Origin of the sequence: Pseudomonas zeae (assembly GCF_014268485.2) — a bacterium.
In the GTDB taxonomy this organism is placed as follows: Bacteria; Pseudomonadota; Gammaproteobacteria; order Pseudomonadales; family Pseudomonadaceae; genus Aquipseudomonas; species Aquipseudomonas neuropathica.
Genome location: NZ_CP077090.1, coordinates 2928651 through 2945890 on the forward strand (window position 1 = coordinate 2928651; position 17240 = coordinate 2945890).

The 17240-nt window shown below is 60.0% G+C and carries 12 protein-coding genes; 4 read left to right on the plus strand and 8 right to left on the minus strand.

Going from position 1 to position 17240, the window contains the following annotated elements; genetic code table 11:
* Positions 1 to 8: 8 nt before the first annotated feature.
* Together HU754_RS12830 and HU754_RS12835 are read right to left on the minus strand one after the other, a co-directional pair.
* The gene (locus HU754_RS12830; RefSeq protein ID WP_186624362.1) at positions 9 to 1031 is read right to left on the minus strand and encodes an alpha/beta hydrolase; all 1023 of its coding nucleotides are present in this window, start codon (positions 1029 to 1031) and stop codon (positions 9 to 11) included.
* A 181-nt stretch (positions 1032 to 1212) separates the two neighbouring features.
* Positions 1213 to 2469: an MFS transporter gene (locus tag HU754_RS12835; protein WP_186624363.1), complete on the minus strand. Its 1257-nt coding sequence runs from the start codon at positions 2467 to 2469 to the stop codon at positions 1213 to 1215.
* Between the two features lie 265 nt (positions 2470 to 2734).
* On the opposite strand from HU754_RS12835, the gene HU754_RS12840 reads away from it, so the two are divergent.
* Positions 2735 to 4282, plus strand: a complete 1548-nt coding sequence (locus HU754_RS12840; protein WP_186624364.1) for a sensor domain-containing diguanylate cyclase — start codon at positions 2735 to 2737, stop codon at positions 4280 to 4282.
* Here HU754_RS12840 and HU754_RS12845 read toward each other — a convergent pair.
* The 4 genes from HU754_RS12845 to HU754_RS12860 form a co-directional block, all read right to left on the minus strand.
* Positions 4244 to 6706 carry a hybrid sensor histidine kinase/response regulator gene (locus tag HU754_RS12845; protein ID WP_186624365.1) on the minus strand — a complete coding sequence of 821 codons (2463 nt, stop codon included), beginning with the start codon at positions 6704 to 6706 and terminating at the stop codon, positions 4244 to 4246. The two genes, HU754_RS12840 and HU754_RS12845, sit on opposite strands and share 39 nt — an antisense overlap.
* 136 nt (positions 6707 to 6842) lie before the next feature.
* The gene (locus HU754_RS12850; protein WP_186624366.1) at positions 6843 to 8381 is read right to left on the minus strand and encodes a cryptochrome/photolyase family protein; all 1539 of its coding nucleotides are present in this window, start codon (positions 8379 to 8381) and stop codon (positions 6843 to 6845) included.
* A gap of 288 nt (positions 8382 to 8669) precedes the next feature.
* On the minus strand, positions 8670 to 9794 hold the full coding sequence (locus tag HU754_RS12855) for an alkene reductase (RefSeq protein WP_186624367.1): 1125 nt from the start codon (positions 9792 to 9794) through the stop codon (positions 8670 to 8672).
* Positions 9795 to 9897: 103 nt separating this feature from the next.
* Positions 9898 to 10575: a type 1 glutamine amidotransferase domain-containing protein gene (locus HU754_RS12860; RefSeq protein WP_186624368.1), complete on the minus strand. Its 678-nt coding sequence runs from the start codon at positions 10573 to 10575 to the stop codon at positions 9898 to 9900.
* A gap of 212 nt (positions 10576 to 10787) precedes the next feature.
* On the opposite strand from HU754_RS12860, the gene curR reads away from it, so the two are divergent.
* The 3 genes from curR (at position 10788) to ycaC (ending at position 15403) form a co-directional block, all read left to right on the plus strand.
* The gene (gene curR, locus HU754_RS12865) at positions 10788 to 11372 is read left to right on the plus strand and encodes a TetR family transcriptional repressor CurR (RefSeq protein ID WP_093430772.1); all 585 of its coding nucleotides are present in this window, start codon (positions 10788 to 10790) and stop codon (positions 11370 to 11372) included.
* A 164-nt stretch (positions 11373 to 11536) separates the two neighbouring features.
* Positions 11537 to 13663: a TonB-dependent siderophore receptor gene (locus HU754_RS12870; RefSeq protein WP_186624369.1), complete on the plus strand. Its 2127-nt coding sequence runs from the start codon at positions 11537 to 11539 to the stop codon at positions 13661 to 13663.
* A 1107-nt stretch (positions 13664 to 14770) separates the two neighbouring features.
* Positions 14771 to 15403: an isochorismate family cysteine hydrolase YcaC gene (gene ycaC, locus HU754_RS12875; RefSeq protein ID WP_007916011.1), complete on the plus strand. Its 633-nt coding sequence runs from the start codon at positions 14771 to 14773 to the stop codon at positions 15401 to 15403.
* A gap of 73 nt (positions 15404 to 15476) precedes the next feature.
* Here the strand turns inward: ycaC and HU754_RS12880 are convergent, their stop codons facing one another.
* On the minus strand, positions 15477 to 16397 hold the full coding sequence (locus tag HU754_RS12880; protein ID WP_186624518.1) for a LysR family transcriptional regulator: 921 nt from the start codon (positions 16395 to 16397) through the stop codon (positions 15477 to 15479).
* Positions 16398 to 16490: 93 nt separating this feature from the next.
* Complete coding sequence (locus tag HU754_RS12885) at positions 16491 to 17201, minus strand: SDR family NAD(P)-dependent oxidoreductase (RefSeq protein ID WP_186624519.1); 711 nt, start codon at positions 17199 to 17201, stop codon at positions 16491 to 16493.
* Between the last annotated feature and the right edge of the window lie 39 nt (positions 17202 to 17240).

A 17240-nucleotide genomic window follows, 5' to 3' on the forward strand; every position in this document is an offset into this window, starting at 1 on the left:
CGATGACGTTACTTCAGGTTATGGCTGAAGAACGTGGTCAATTTGGCGAAGGGAATCAGGTTGACCCGGTCGTACAAGTCGACATGGCCGGCCCCTGGAATGATCAGCAGCTCTTTGGGCTCGGCCGCGCGCTGGTACGCGTCTTCACTGAACTCGCGGGAGTGCGCCTGAGCGCCGGCAATGAACAGCAGCGGGCGCGGGGAGATGCTCTCGATGTCATTGAACGGGTAGAAGTTCATGAACTTCACATTGCTGATCAGCGTCGGCATGGTGGTGGTCTGCGGCGAAGCACCGGCCGGGGTGACCTGGCCACGCGGGGTGCGGTAGAAATCGTAGAACTCGTCACCCACGGCATTGCCAGTGAGTTTGAGCGGTGTGCCGCCGGTGTAGCGGACCGGGCCGCCCCAGGACTGCGCGTCACGCTGCTGCGCCGCCTGTTCAATGATGGATTGGCGTTGCGCTGGCGTGAGCGAATGTTTGAGACCGTTACGGTTGGCAGCACCCATGTCGTACATGCTGACGGTGGCAATCGCCTTCAAACGTGGGTCGATCTTGGCGGCGCTGATGGCGAAGCTGCCGCTGCCGCAAATACCGATAACGCCGATACGCTCGCGATCGACCAGTGGGCGAGTGCCGAGAAAGTCCACCGCTGCGCTGAAGTCTTCGGCATAAATGTCCGGCGCAACCGACTGGCGTGGCAGGCCCTCGCTTTCGCCCCAGAAGGACAAGTCGAACGACAGCGTGACGAAACCCTGTTCCGCCATTTTGGTCGCGTAGAGATTGGCGCTTTGCTCCTTCACTGCGCCCATCGGGTGGCCGACGATGATTGCGGCATTTTTTGACTGTGGGTCGAGGTTCTTCAGGCTGAACAGATTGCCTGCGACCTTCATTCCGTACTGGTTCTTGAAGGTGACCTTTTCCACGGTCACTTTATCGCTGGTGTAGAAGTTGTCTGCGCCGTTCGACATATCGGCTCCCATGGCTGAAAAAGTACTGAAGAGCAGCCCGAGGGCCAAGCAAAAACCTTTCACTGGAATGTCCTTGCGATTGAGGGTTTATTCGTCTGAGCCTGTGCACGAACATTCTCTCGATCAGCGCCTCGGCGCCGAAGTGCATTCCTCTGGATTGCTTGCCTGATCCACTGAATCCTGGATTTTTAATGCCGCGCAAACACGATTTGGCGGCGATGAGAGGGCAGGGACGGAATATGGATTACGCTGAGGATTCGGTGCTGGCCTCGACCAATCCGGTTTCAGCTTGCCGGCCACTGCGCTGAGTTTCCGGCACCCCGATCCCAAGCAACACAACCGCCACCGCCGCAATAGCGGCCAGGGTCAGAAACGCCGCGCTGTAACCGGCCTCTTGCACCACGAGTCCGGCGAGGCCGTTGCTCAGTGCCGCGCCGAGTCCGAAGGCTGTCGTCAGCGCGCCGAGGCTGATGTTGAAGTGACCGGTGCCCTGGGTGAGGTCTTTGACCATGATCGGAAACAAGGCGCCGAACAGACCGGCGCCGACGCCGTCGAGCAGTTGCACCGCGACCAGCCAATAGGCATCGTCCGACAGCGTATAAAGCACGCCGCGCAACGGCAGGATCAGAAAACCGGCCAGCAGCAGCGGCTTGCGTCCCCACAGATCGGCTTTTGCCCCGACCAGCAATGCCGCCGGCACCATCACCAATTGCGCCGCGACGATGCAGGCCGAAGTCAACGGGGTGGCCATCTGCAAATTGGCTTGCGCGAGTTTTTGACTCACCAACGGCAACATCGCCGCATTGGCGAGGTGGAACAGCGCACAGCAAATGGCGAACAGCAACAGCGGCCGGTTGCTCAGCAGCACCGACAAACCGGAAGGCTGGCGGTGGCTGGCGTCGGCCGGATCCAGTCCGCGCGCCAGATCATGGTCGATGGCTGCTGGCGAAACGCAGGCGATGGCAATGACACTGGCCAGGGCCATGGCCGCCATCAGATAGAACACCGCCACCGGGCCGAACAGGTAGGCAAATATACCGGCCAGCAGTGCGGCGCAGGCATTGCCGGCATGATTGAAGGTTTCGTTGCGCCCGGTTCGCCGAGTGAACGCCCGTGGCCCGGTCATGCCCAGGGTAATCGCACAAATGGCCGGGGCGAATATCGAGGCGGCCATTGCGCTCAAGGTTTGCGTCAGCGCCACCCAAGTGAACGACGTCACGAATGGCAGCACCAGGCAGCTTCCGGTCACCACCAGCGCGGCGATCGCAATCAACGCACGTTTGCGCCGGCTGTTGTCGACCCAGGCGCCGGCGGGTGTCTGGGTGATCAGCGCGGCGACCCCGGCGATGGTCATCACCAGACCAATGCTGGCCGGCTCCCAGTGATGCACCGCCAACAGGTAGATGGCCAGATAGGGGCCGAGGCCGTCGCGCACGTCGGCGAGGAAAAAGTTCAGGCTGTCCAGGGACAGGTTGTTGCGGCGATCGAGGTCAGCGGCCACGGCGGTGTCTTCAATGTTCGAGGTTTGCGGATGGATTCAACCTCAGCAAGCCTAATGACCTGCGCCCGTGAATATAAGTTGCAGGCCGCTGCCGTGTCGTTGTGAAACAACGCCAAGGGGCTGAAAACGACGTTCCGTCATACGGTTGCTGCACGTTCGACGCGCTACTTGTATCCTTGCGCCGGTCGAGGACATACGACTGCTGTTATTGCCTTGAATCAGTAACGGCCGGAACCGGAAACCGGACTTTCCATTAGGTACTTTCGTGAAGCGTGATACACACCTCGTCATCCTCTTGCTACTGGTCATCGGCTGCTCCCTGGCGTCGCTGACCATCTGGAAAGTGCTGTCTTCGCGCGATCGCGCGCTGGAGGAAGTCAACGTGCACGGGTTGAACCTGACCCAAGCACTCGAGACCTATTCCGAAGGCATTGTCCGGCAAAGTTCGCTGCTGTTGCTCGGGCTGGTCGAACGCCTGGAAACCGAAGGCAGTGGCCCCGCGCAGATTCAGCGCCTGAATGCACTGATCAACCGCCAGCAACCGCTGATGCCACAGCTCAGCGGTATCACCATCTATGACCGCCATGGCCATTGGCTGATGTCGTCGAACCGGCCGATTCCGGTCGGTGCCAACAGCAGTGATCGAGCCTATTTCATTCATCATCGCGCCGATCCGAGCCGCGAACCCTTTATCGGGCCGCCGATCCGCAGCCGTTCCAATCAGGAGTGGGTGATCACCGTCAGCCGCCGTTTCAATAATGATCGCGGCGAGTTCGCCGGGGTTGTGGCCGTGACCCTGGGCGTGGAAAACTTTCTGCGCCTGTTCGGCAAACTCGACATCGGCCAGGACGGTGCCATCGGCTTGTCCTATACCGACGGTACGTTGCTGGTGCGCTATCCCTTCCGCGAGCAGGACATGGGCCGCAACTTTTCCAAGTCGCCGATCTACGCCAAGTACCTGGTCGATCAATCGGTCGGCACCGCGTCTTATACCTCCAGCCTGGATGGCGTCGAACGCCTCTACGCCTTCCGCAAAAGTGAGAAATTGCCACTGATCACCACGGTCGCCATCGGCAAGCGTGAAGCGCTCAAGGCGTGGCGAACCGAGGCACTGCTGTCGGCGGTGGTGGTGGCGGGGCTGTTGGGGCTCACCGGTCTGATCGGCTGGTTCTTGATCCTCGACATCCGCCGTCGGACCCAGGTTGAAGGCGAACTGCGCATCGCTCAGCAGCAGTTGCTCGGCTCCAATCGGCAACTCGAGTTGTTGGCCATGAAGGATGCGCTGACCGGGCTGGCGAATCGGCGCTGCTTCGACCAGACCCTGGCCACAGAGGCGCGTCGGGCAAAGCGCGACGGTTCGTCACTGGCCTTGCTGATGATCGATATCGACTATTTCAAGCGCTTCAATGATGCCTTCGGGCATGTTGCCGGCGACGCTTGTCTGCAAACCGTCGGTAGCGTGCTGGATGAGTGTGTGCGGCGACCGTCGGACCTGGTGGCGCGCTACGGCGGCGAAGAGTTCGCCGTGATCATGCCCGACACCGATATGGGCGGCGCTGCGGTGGTGGCGCAGCTGATTATCGAGCGCCTGCAGCAAGCCAACATTGCCCACCCCACCAGTCCGGTGGCTCGTGTGAGCCTGAGCATCGGCATCGCCGCTGCGCGCGGTGCGCACCTGGAGCCGGTGAGCGCTCTGATCGAGTGCGCCGACCAAGCGCTGTATCAAGCGAAAACGGCAGGGCGCAACAGGTTCATGACATCCGCTGCGCAACCCTCACTCAACGTCGATGGACAGCAGGCCACCGACTCGTGACACCAGCGTGTCGACGGCAAACGGTTTGGTCAGTACCTGCATGCCCGGGCCGAGCTGACCGTTGCCGATCACTGAGTTTTCCGCGTACCCGGTGATGAACAAAGTCTTCAGCCTCGGCCTGATTTCCCGGCCCGCATCGGCCATCTGCCGGCCGTTCATGCCGCCCGGCAAGCCGACATCGGTGATGAGCAAATCGATGTGCGCGCTGGAACGCAATACTTCCAGTCCCTCAACGCTGTCGGCCGCTTCGAGCAGGTTGTAGCCGAGGTCGTTCAGCACGTCTTTGAGCAGCGTTCGAACGGTGGGTTCGTCGTCGACAATCAGGATGGTCTCACCGGCCTTTGCCGGCAGGGTTGCCGAGTTTTGCGTGTCATCGTGATTGCGCTGCGTTTCGCCGCGGTAGCGCGGCAGGTAAATGCAGATGATGGTGCCTTGCCCCACGGTCGACTGCACCCGCACCTGGCCACCGGATTGCTTGGTGAAACCGTAGATCATCGACAGCCCCAGCCCGGTGCCCTGGCCCAGCGGTTTGGTGGTGAAAAACGGGTCGAACGCCTTGGCCATGACCTCCGCACTCATACCGGTACCGGTGTCGGCAACCGACAGGCACAGGTATTGCCCTTCGGGCATCTCCCTGATTCGCGCCGATTCAGCATCGAAGGTTCGATTGGCGGTTTCAACGGTAATGCTGCCGCCATCGGGCATCGCATCACGGGCGTTGATGCACAGGTTGAGCAAAGCGTTTTCCAGTTGGCTGGCATCGACCAGCGCCGGCCACAGATCGGCGGCAACGACCGTCTTCAGGCGAATGCTCGGGCCGACGGTGCGCTGGATCAGTTCGCTCATGCCGGCAATCAGCGCGTTGACTTCAGTCGGCCGAGGATCGAGGGTCTGCCGGCGGGAGAACGCCAGCAGGCGATGGGTCAGGGCGGTCGCGCGTTTGGCGGCGTCCTGGGCGATCAGCATGTATTTGTCGATGTCCTTCAGACGACCTTGGGCGATGCGTTTTTCCATCAGCTCCAGAGAGGCACAGATCCCCGCCAGCAGGTTGTTGAAGTCATGGGCCAGACCGCCAGTGAGTTGCCCGACGGCTTCCATTTTCTGCGATTGCCGTAGCTTCTCTTCGGCCTGCATCAGTTCTGCGGTGCGCGCCGAGACCCGTTGTTCCAGTGTGTCGTTGAGCGCTTTTAAAGCGGCGGTGACCCGGTCGCGTTCGTCTTCGACATTGCGCCGGTCTTCGACATCGATCAGCACGCCGGGAAAGCGTAAAGGCGTGCCGTCCTCGGCGCATTCGACGCGTCCGTTGGCTTCGATCCAGGTGTATTTGCCATCCGCACCGCGCACTCGGTACTGATGCGAATAGGCGCCACCGCGGGCAAGGGCGTCATTGATTGCCATTGTCAGCCCCTCGCGGTCATCGGGGTGCACGGTGACTACCACTTGCTCCAGGCTCAGACCGTCGCGGCCCAGTGCCGGGTCAAGGTTGAAAACCCGGGCGAAGGCTTCGTCGACGTAGAAACGATCGGTGGGCAAGTGCCAGTGCCAAGTGCCGATAATGGCGCCGGCGGCCAAGGCCAGTTGGACCCGTTCGACGTTTTCCCGAGCAATCGCCTCGCTGACGCGCAAGCGTTCCTGCGCGTCGCGGCGCTCGGTGACGTCGCTGAAGAAGATCGCAATCTGCCGATCGGCCGGGTCACCGACACGGACGGCGCGTACGTCGAACCAGCGTTCGAAGGTGTTGGCGTAGTTCTCGAAGTTGGCCGGCTCGCCAGTCTTGGCGACATGGCCGTAGGTCTCGAACCAGAATTTCTCCAGGTTGGGCGCAAACTCAGTGACCCACTTGCCCCGCAGGTTGACCCCGGCCTGACGCTCGAACGCCGGGTTGGCCTCAACGAAGCAATAATCGATGGGGTAGTCGTCGGCGTCGAATTTGACTTTGACGATGGCGAACGCGGCTTCGATGGTTTCCAGAATGGTGCTGAAGCGCTCTTCACTTTTGCGCAGTGCGGTTTCGGCACTTCGCGAACGGGTCAGGTCGAGCATGGCCCCGATCATGCGTTCGGCTTTGCCATCGGCATTGCGGATCAGATGCCCGCGGTCGAGCACCTCGGCGTAGGATCCGTCCTGACAGCGGAAGCGGTACTCGGCACTCCAGGTGGTGCCTGTGCCCGCCATCGCCGCCCGAATCGAAGTCTCGACCCGCGCGCGATCCTGCTGGTGGATCTGCGCAAAGCGCCAGTCACACGTCGGTTCGATGGCGCTGGGGGCATAGCCGTACGCCTGTTCCAACGCGTCGTTCCAGACAATCTGATGGGTTGTCAGATTCCAGTCCCAGACGGCGTCGCAGGTCGCTTTGACGGCCAGGCGCAGGCGCGTGACCTCGGACTCAAGCTCCTCGCGAGTAAGCTGTTTCAGGATATCCACCCCTCATGCCTTGATTATTGGTCTGCGTTCAATAGGCGTGTTTCAAGCGAACACCCAGGTTGCTTCGTAAGCTTTGTGAGCCATTGACCCGGGGGGCCCTGTTTAAGTTGCACGCGGGGCACGGGCGCGTGCGTTTTCATAACGAGTCGCCGTTATCCAGCGTGTCGAGCAACTGTTGGCCGCGTTGCCACAGTGCCTGTTGTTTGGCTGGCGGCATGCGGTCGAGGTTTTTGTACATCATGGCCATGCGCTGATTGTTCCGTAGAAGGTCGGCGTGGCGCATCAGGAAATGCCAGTACAGGGCGTTGAACGGGCAGGCGTTGTCGGCCGTGGTTTCGCGCACCGAGTAAGCACAGTCGCGACAGTAGTCGGACATCCGGTTGATGTACTGGCCGCTGGCACAATAAGGCTTGGAACCGAGGTAACCGCCATCGGCGTGCATGACCATGCCGAGGGTGTTGGGCAGTTCGACCCAATCGAACGCATCCATGTAAATTGCCAGATACCATTCGCAAATCTGCTTCGGCGCGATGCCGGCGAGCAGGGCGAAGTTGCCGGTGACCATCAGGCGCTGGATGTGATGGGCGTAGGCGTGTTTGAGGCTTTGGCCGATGGCCTGGCGCATGCAATTCATTTTGGTAGCACCGGTCCAGTAGAACTCCGGCAATGGCCGCTGGTTGGCAAATGCATTGCCCTCGGCGTACTCGGGCATGTGCAGCCAGTAAACGCCACGGACATATTCGCGCCAGCCGATCAGTTGGCGGATGAAACCTTCGGCAGCATTCAGCGCGATACCGCCGGACCAATAGGCCGACTCCACATCAGCGCAGAGTTGGCGCAGGTCGAGCAAGCCGATGTTCAGCGCCGCGCTGATGCGCGCATGGAACAGAAACGGCTCGCCGCTGGCCATGGCGTCCTGATAGTCGCCGAAGCCGGCCAGGGCGTAGTCGAGAAAGTACGCCCAGAGCGCCTGCGCATCGGCGTGCGTCACCGGATAGTTGAAGTCCTCCAGACTGCCGTAATGACTGGCGAAACGGTGTTTTACCAAGGCGAGGACTTCGACGGTGATTGCATCGTTGGCAAAACCGGCCGGGTAGGGTGACTTGACGGTTTTCGGCAAAGCTTTGCGATTCTCGGCGTCAAAGTTCCACGCGCCGCCGACCGGCGTGCCGTCACCGTTGAGCAACAGGCGACTTTTGCGGCGCATCTCCCGGTAGAAGAACTCCATGCGCAACTGTTTTTTGCCTGCGGCCCAAGCGCGAAACTCATCGCGGCTGCACAGGAAGCGGCCGTCCGCGTGCCAGTGGATCGGCACACCACATGCTTTTAGCGATTGCTCCAGGCGCCAGTCTCCGCACTCCGTCACGTGCAACTCGCTGGCCTGCAACAAAGCCTGCCAGCGCTTCAGCTCGCCGGGCACCGAGCCGCTGTTCTGCGGGTCGTCGAGGGCCACGTAATGCACGTGGATGCCCTGGTTCTCCAGCGCCTGAGCAAAGTGACGCATGGCACTGAAAATCAGCGCGATCTTCTGCGGGTGATGGGCGACATGGGTGGCTTCTTCCATGACCTCGACCATCAGCACACGGTCGTGTTCGCTATCCAGTCCGGCCAATGACGCCAGATCAAACGATAACTGGTCACCCAGCACCAGGCACAACCGACGGGTTTTGTTCATTTCACGAATTCAGCGTAAGGGCAGCAGGCTGCCGCGTGGACGTTTAAGTGCTAAGTCCAGATAGTTGTACAGATTGTAGTTTGTGTATAGGTTTTTGTGCGGTGAATTGCGTGATATTCAGATCTTCCCTGTGGGAGCGAGCCTGCTCGCGAAGGCGGCGTCACATTCAATATTTTGGCTGACTGACATGGCGCTTTCGCGAGCAGGCTCGCTCCCACAAGGGCTTGCACTGCGACTCGGATCAACGTTCCCGCTGTTGCGGGAGCGCTTGACGCCGCGTGGAAAGGGTTAGCCGGGATAAACGGGGTAATCCACATAGCCCTCGGCGTTGCCGCCATACACCGTCGCCGGGTTCAGTACATTCAACGGCCAGTCATTGGCAATGCGCGCCGGCAGGTCGGGGTTGGCCATGAACGGGCGGCCGAAAGCGACCAGATCCGCCAGCCCGGAGTCGAGCAGTTGCGCCCCGGATTCGGCGGTGTAGCGCCCGGCGTAAATGATCGCGCCGCTGAAGGTTGCGCGTACTGCCTGACGAAACGTCAATGGCATCGCCGGGGCGTTGTCCCAATCGGCTTCGGCGATCGACAGATAGGCGATGCCCACGTCCTGCAGCACTTTGATCGCTTCGATGTAAGTTGTGTGCGGGTCTTCCTCGACCATGCCCAAATAGGTCCGCGCTTCATCAGTGGTGGTGAACAGCGGGGCGAAGCGCACGCCGACTTTTTCCTTGCCGATGCATTCGGCAACACCGGCCACCACTTCGCGCAGAAAACGCAGGCGATTGTCCAGCGAGCCGCCGTACTGATCGGTGCGCAGGTTGCTGTGGGCCGAGATGAACTGGTTGACCAGATAGCCGTTGGCGCAATGCAGTTCGATGCCGTCGAAACCGGCATCCATCGCGTTGCGCGCAGCCTGGATATACAGCTGCACCAGTTCCTGAACTTCATCTGTGCTCAGTGCGCGAGGTGCCGACGGTGGAACCAGTTCACCGGCGCCGGGCGCGGTTTCGATAAACACGCTGACGCGGTCGGTAGCCACGGCGGAGGCTGAAACCGGAGCTGCGCCGTTGGGCTGCAACGCGGTGTGCGAGACACGGCCAACGTGCCACAACTGGGCGAAAATCACCCCGTCCACGGCGTGCACGGCGTCGGTGACTTTGCGCCAACCGGCGATTTGCTCAGGCGTATGAATACCCGGCGTCCACGCATAACCCTGGCCACGAGGTTCGATTTGTGTGCCTTCGGTGACCAGCAGACCGGCGCCGGCGCGCTGTTGGTAATACTCGGCCATCAGCTCGTTGGCGATATTGCCCGGTTGCGTGCTGCGCTGGCGGGTGAGGGGCGGCAGGACGATACGGTTTTTCAGGGTGTGATGACCCAGTTTGGCGGGGGTGAAGAAACTGCTGTGGTTCATGGAAGACCTTGTTTGCGGAATATTAGACCAGTCGTCTATTGGCTGGGCGAAAAAATAACGCCGGGCAAGACGCACCCGGCGTTTGGAAGGGTTGTTCGAGGTTTTAGCCGAGCATCTTCAGCAGTTTCTCGGCGACGGCGGCGGAACTGGCCGGATTCTGGCCAGTGACCAGTTGCCCGTCGGCGACCACATGAACCTGCCAGTCAGCGACTTTCGAGTAATAACCACCGAGACGCTGGAATTCGTCCTCGATCAGGAACGGCACCACTTTTGTCAGGCCGACTGCTTCTTCTTCGGCGTTGGTGAAACCGGTGACCTGGCGATGCTGCACCAGCGGTTTGCCGTCAGCGGTAAGGACATGACGCAATACGCCAGGCGCATGGCAGACGAAACCGTGGGGTTTGTTGGCGCGGTCAAACGCTTCGATCAACGCGATCGACTGCTTGTCTTCGGCCAGATCCCACAGCGGGCCATGGCCACCCGGGTAAAACACGGCATCAAAGTCATCAGCGTTGACGTCGGCCAAGCGGCCGGTGTTGGCCAGTGCCTGTTGCGCGGCAGAGTCTTTGCGGAAGCGATCAGTCTCGGCGGTCTGCGCATCGGGCTCATCGCTTTTCGGGTCCAGCGGCGGCTGGCCACCGGCCGGCGAGACCAGGGTGACGTCGGCACCGGCGTCCTTGAAGGCGTAGTAGGGCGCGGCGAATTCTTCCAGCCAGAAGCCGGTTTTCTTGCCGGTGTCGCCGAGTTGATCGTGGGAAGTCAGAACCATCAAGATTTTCATAGAGCACCTTGCGTAGGTTGGGCGTCTTCGATTGGGCGAAACATTCGCGCATCGGCCACACCGGTCAGAAAACGTTTGTCGGGGCGCAGCATAGATTCCAATTAGACCAGTCGTCTAGTAATTTTTTATCCGAAGGTTTTTCATCGACAGGTATGGCAAACTTCCGTTCCTCAGAAAATACGACTGGTCTATTGCCTGGTAATTCGCGCCCCATGAAACCGACCTACGACGACACCCGCCAACACTTGCTCGACACCGGCCACCGAATGATGGCCGAAAAGGGCTTCACCAGTGTCGGCCTCAACGAGATCCTGCAAACCGCCGGTGTGCCCAAGGGTTCGTTCTATCACTACTTCAAATCCAAAGAACTGTACGGCCAGGCATTGCTGGCGGATTACTTCGTCGATTACCTCGCTGACATGGAACGGCGCCTGACGCTGCCAGGCCTGAGCGCGTACGAGCGGCTGATGGATTACTGGCAGGGCTGGCAGAACCGCTGCACCCTCGAAGGCCACGGCGATGAATGTCTGGTGGTGAAACTCAGTGCCGAAGTCGCCGACCTGTCGGAGTCGATGCGCCTCACCTTGCGCGATGGCGCCGAGCAAGTGGTGGCGCGCATTGCGCTTTGCATCGAACAGGGTCAGGCCGAAGACAGCCTGCCCAAAGGCGATGCCCGGCATCTGGCGGAAACCTTGTATCAGCTGTGGTTGGGCGCGAGTTTGCTGAACAAGTTGCAGCGTACCGGGCAGTCGCTGGAGACCTCGATGGCGATGACGAAACAACTATTGCACGTTTGACCAAGGTTTTTGTGCGGCGCAATGGGTGACCTACCTGTCGGCACTCGATCGGTTAAATATACGAATGGGAATAAGTTTCAATAACGGAACGCTTGGTATACCATCGCCGCGTTTTGCTGGCGGTTTTACCCTTCGTTCTGGCCTATTCGTAAGGTTTTCATTTCATGCGTCGTACTCTGCTTTCAATTTGCGTGCTGCAGGCGTTGTCCCCTTCCTCATGGGCCGAACAGGCCGAATCAACACCCGCAGCGCTAGAGCTGGAGGCGACCGACGTGGTCGGTACAGCGGATTACGAACGGGCCGACGGCCCGGTGCAGGGTTACCGCGCCACACGTTCCGCCAGTGCTACCCGTACCGACACCTCGATTCATGAAACCCCGCAATCGATCAGCGTAGTGACCAGGGATGCTGTCGAAGACCTCGGCGCCACGCGTCTGCAAGATGCGCTGGACTATGCCGGCGGTGTGGGCCGGGCGAACAATTTCGGCGGGCAGGGGCTGACGACGTTCACTGTGCGTGGCTTCACCACGGGCGAGTTCTATCGCAACGGTTTCCCGATCAATCGCGGCTACCCGAACATGCCCGACGCCAACACCATCGAGCGTCTGGAAGTGTTGCGCGGGCCGGCAACGATGCTCTATGGCCGTGGCGATCCCGGCGGCACCTTCAATGTCGTTTCCAAGCAGCCGTTGGCCGAGCGTACGGTCACGTTGGGCAGCCAGTTGAACGATCAAGGCATGAAGCGCGGCACCCTGGACGCCTCCGGCCCGCTGGATGAAGAGGGACGCCTGGCCTATCGACTGAACGTGGTGGGTGAGGGCGGCGATACCTTCCGCGATCACGTCGAGACTGAGCGCTACGGCATCACGCCAGTGCTGACCTGGCAGGCCAGCGATGCCACCCGGGTGATCTTCGAGGGTGATTTCATGCGCAACAATCATCCGCTGGATCGCGGCGTGACGCGTTACGCCAAGCAGATCGGCACCGCCTCGCGTGACACGTTTTTCGGCGAAAAAGACGCCGGCAAATTGCACAACGACAACAACATGGCGCAACTGCGCTTCGAACATCTGCTCAACGATGACTGGACGCTGGGCGGTGGTTTCCAGTGGCTCGACGGTTCGCTTGAGGGCAATGCGATCGAGGCCAACGGCATTGCCGATGACGGTCGAACCCTGGGGCGCAACTTCAACTACCGCAAACTGGAATGGACCGACAAGGACACGCAGCTCAATCTGACCGGGCATTTCAGCACCGGTGGTTTGCAGCACACCTTGTTGACCGGCATTGAGTATGAAGATTATGACTACAAGTCGATCATTCAGCGCTCCAGCGGCGCGGTCGGCGCCTACCCGATCGACATCTTCGATCCGGTCTACGGCCAGTCGCGTCCGGCACTGACGCGCACGCCGACCCATGACAAGGAAAATCTCAAGACTTACGCCGCGTTTGTGCAGGATCAGGTCGCGTTGACCGAGCGTCTGAAGGTCTTGGCCGGCGCACGTTTCGAGCGTTTCGAGCACGACTATGAAACCTATGTGCCGGGCGGCAAAAACTGGCAGGCCAGTGACAACGCGGTGACCCCGCGCCTCGGTGTGACCTACGACCTGACCGAGACCCTGGCGATCTATGCCGACACGGCGCGCTCGTTCAAGCCCAATACCGGCGCGAGCCGTACGGGCGGAGGCTTCGCACCGGAGAAGGGCAAGTCCTACGAAATGGGCATCAAGTGGGAAGCGCTGGACCATCAGTTGAGCGTGGATGCCGCGATCTACCAGATCGAAAAACGCAACGTGCTGACCACCGACCCGATGGACTCGACCTTCAACGTCGCCGCCGGAGAAGTGCGCAGCCGAGGTTTCGACCTGAACGTCGCCGGTAACCTGACACCCGAATGGCGGGTGATCGGCGGCTACGCCTACGTCGATGCCGAGGTGACCAAGGACAATGTGATCCGCTCTGGCACGCGCCTGATGAACATTCCGCAAAACAGCTTCAGTCTGCTCAACGTCTACGAGTTTCAGGACGGTGCGCTAAAAGGCCTGGGCCTGGGCACCGGACTCAAGTACGTCGATCAGCGTGCCGGGCAAACCGCCAATACCGCGTTCTCGATGGACAGTTACACCGTTGTCGACCTGCTCGGCTTCTACAAGGTCAACGAGAAAGTGCGGCTCAACCTTGACCTGAAAAACCTGTTTGACCGCGATTATGAAGAGGGCGCCTTTGGTAACGTCTACGCCTATCCAGGTGCACCAAGAACCGTGCAGGTGGGGATTTCCTACACCTTGTAAGCCGAGCTCGACGCTACAACCGCAGCCCCTCACCCCAGCCCTCTCCCGGAAGGAGAGGGAGCCGACCGAGGTGTCTTGCGTTATGCATCGACCTGAAAGGTCGCGTCGATTACGCGGGCATCGGCAATGCTTGGCGGTATCGAACTCACCGGCGCTATTGCACGTCGGCGCTCATCGCCAATCTCCCCCAATCGATCACCTCTCCTCGGGGAGAGGGAACCGACCGAGGTGTCTTGCGTTATGCATCGACCTGAAAGGTCGTGTCGATTACGCGGGCATCGGCAATGCTTGGCGGTATTGGATCAGCGGCGCTATTGCACGTCGGCGCTCATCGCCAATCTCCCCCAATCGGTCACCTCTCCTCGGGGAGAGGGAGCCGACCGAGGTGTCTTGCGTTATGCATCGACCTGAAAGGTCGCGTCGATTACGCGGGCATCGGCAATGCTTGGTGGTATCGAACTCACCGGCGCTATTGCACGTCGGCGCTCATCGCCAATATCCCCCAATCGGTCCCCTCTCCTGAGGGAGAGGGAGCCGACCGAGGTGTCTTGCGTTATGCATTGACCTGACAGAACGCGTCGATTACGGGTTCATTCGTAGTGCTTGGCGGTATTGGATTCACCGGCGCTTTTGCACATCGGCGTTCATCGTCAATATCCCACAATCGGTCCCCTCTCCTAGGGGGAGAGGGAGCCGATCGAGGTGTCTTGCGTTATGCATTGACCTGACAGAACGCGTCGATTACGGGTTCATTCGTAGTGCTTGGCGGTATTGGATTCACCGGCGCTATTGCACGTCGGCGTTCATCGTCAATATCCCCCAATCGGTCCCCTCTCCTGAGGGAGAGGGCTAGGGTGAGGGCAGCTGCTTCGGCACATGCCCGTTAGTGAGCGAGTGCTCGAAATCAGGATGCACGCGGCGCGCAATGTCCTGCTCAACAGCACGCGCTCGGTGGGCGAGGTGGCGCGATTGTGGTCGCTAGAGATTGTCCTTTTTGAGTTGACGGATAAACGCTTTTCAGCCGATTTATCCCGTCCCTGTGCGTCAGTAATCTGTACCCAACTTGAACGCAACAACAACTTCCAACATTGAAAAGGGACGCACACCATGACCACTCCAACCTACAATCGCCTCAATAAAGACGACGCTATCGTGCTGCTGGTCGACCACCAGACCGGCCTGATTTCCCTGGTGCAGGACTTCTCGCCAAACGAGTTCAAGAACAACGTGCTGGCCCTGGCCGATCTGGCGAAGTTCTTCGAACTGCCAACCATCCTCACCACCAGTTTCGAACAAGGCCCGAACGGCCCGCTGGTGCCAGAGCTGAAAGAGATGTTCCCGGACGCGCCGTACATCGCTCGTCCAGGCCAGATCAACGCTTGGGACAACGAGGACTTTGTGAAGGCGATCAAAGCCACCGGCCGCAAGCAGATCATCATTGCCGGTGTGGTAACGGATGTCTGCGTAGCGTTCCCGACCTTGTCGGCGCTGGCAGAAGGGTTTGATGTGTTTGTGGTCACCGACGCTTCCGGTACCTTCAACACCACCGTGCAGCAAGCCGCGTGGAGCCGCATGACCCAGGCCGGTGCGCAGATGATGAACTGGTTCTCGGTGGCCTGTGAGCTGCACCGCGACTGGCGCAACGATATTGAAGGCTTGGGTAATCTGCTGTCGCAGCGTATCCCCAACTACCGCAACCTGATGAACAGCTACTCGGCGCTGACCGCTCAGCAGAAGTAAGCCTGCGCGATCCGGACAAAAGCCTGCCCTGAAAAGCAGGCTTTTGTCATTTGTTGCGCCGATTTAATCCGCGTTAACCGGCCCACTCATCACGAAACTGCAGCAGAAAATCGACAAACGCCCTGACCCGTTGCGGCACATAGCGGCCGTGCGGGTACAACAATGTATAGGGACGCGAGCGGCCGGCGTACGGCTGGAGAACTTCTACGAGGCTGCCATCGGCCAGCTCTCTTTCGACGATGAACTTGTAAGTCTGAAAGACCCCGGCACCATGTTTGGCCAAGGTGACGCCGCCGAGTACATCGTCGGAGCACGAGTAACCACCGTCGGAAAACACTTCACGATCCTGCCCGTGTTCCTGAAACAGCCAAGATATTCGCCGTCCGCTGCTCGGCAGTTCGAACTGAATGCATTCATGTTGCAGCAGATCCTCCAGCGTCTTCGGTGCTCCCGCCTTTTTCAGATAGTCGGGAGACGCGACCACCACCAGTTTTGCATCCTCCAACAGGCGCGCGACCATGGTCGAGTCCGGTTGGGCGCGGACGCGGATCGCCAGATCGTAGCCTTCGCCGACGAAGTCGATATTACGGTTGCCCAAGTGGATGTCGACGGTGACGTCGGGATAGAGCGCACGGAATTTCGGCAGCAGCGGCAGGATGCGGTGATGGCCGTAAGTGGTGGGAAGGCTGATGCGCAACTGACCGGACGGTGAGGTCTGTGCGCCCATGACTTCTTGTTGCGCTTCGACCAGTTGAGTCAGGGCCTGGCTGCACTGCAGGAAAAAGTTTCTGCCGGCCTCGGTCAAGCGAATGCTGCGGGTAGTGCGGGCAAACAAGCGTGAACCCAAGCGCTTTTCCAGACGCAGAATCGACCGGCTCACGGCGGCCGGTGTAACCCCAGCGAGCTGGGCGGCAGCGGTGAAACTGCCGGCTTCAGCGGCGAGGCAAAAGAGTTCGATACTGCCTAACTGCAAGTCTTCAAAGTGGCGCTTCATGGGATAAGCCTGAAGATCAACTGACGGTTCATCCTCAGGCTTATCTCATGAAGCGGCACCGCCGGTACACACCGACGATGCAGCAGGGAGGTATCAATGGCCAGCGCTTTGACCACCGTCGACATGGAGGATTTCGCCAGTGACGAAGTTCGCGCCGTCCAGGTAAAGGATCGCTTGCACAATGTCATCGATCTCACCCATATGCCCGACCGGGTGCAGGCTACCGAGGGCGGCGTGAGTTTCTTCGCCGTGCATCGGCGTTTTGATGATGCCGGGCGATACCGCGTTGACCCGAATACCACGCTTGGCGTACTCGATAGCCAGAGACTTGGTCGCCGCGTTGATGCCTCCCTTGGTCAGCGAAGCGAGCACCGACGGTACGCCGTCAATCGCGTGGTCGACCAGGCTGGTGGTGACGCTGACAATATGGCCGCTGGCGTTTTTCTCCATTTCGACAATCGCCAGTTGCGAGATATGGAAGAAGCCGCTCATGTTGGTCGCCACCACTTGTGCGTAGTCTTCCTGGCTGTATTCAGTGAAAGGTTTGGCGACGAAGATCCCGGCGTTGTTGACCAGCGTATCGATACGGCCGAAATGTGCGACGGCTTCACGGATCACGCGCTCGGCGGTCTGCGGGTCGGCGATGTCACCGGCGACGGCGAGAATGTCCGGGTCAGAGGAAGGCTTGATCGAGCGCGAGGTCGCGACAACCTGATAGCCGCGCTCACGGAATCCCTTGACCAGGCCTGCGCCAATGCCTTGCGAGGCGCCGGTAATCACTACAACTTTCTTGGACGTGCTCATGATGTTTCCTCATGCAATCTGGATGGTTTGAATAAACGG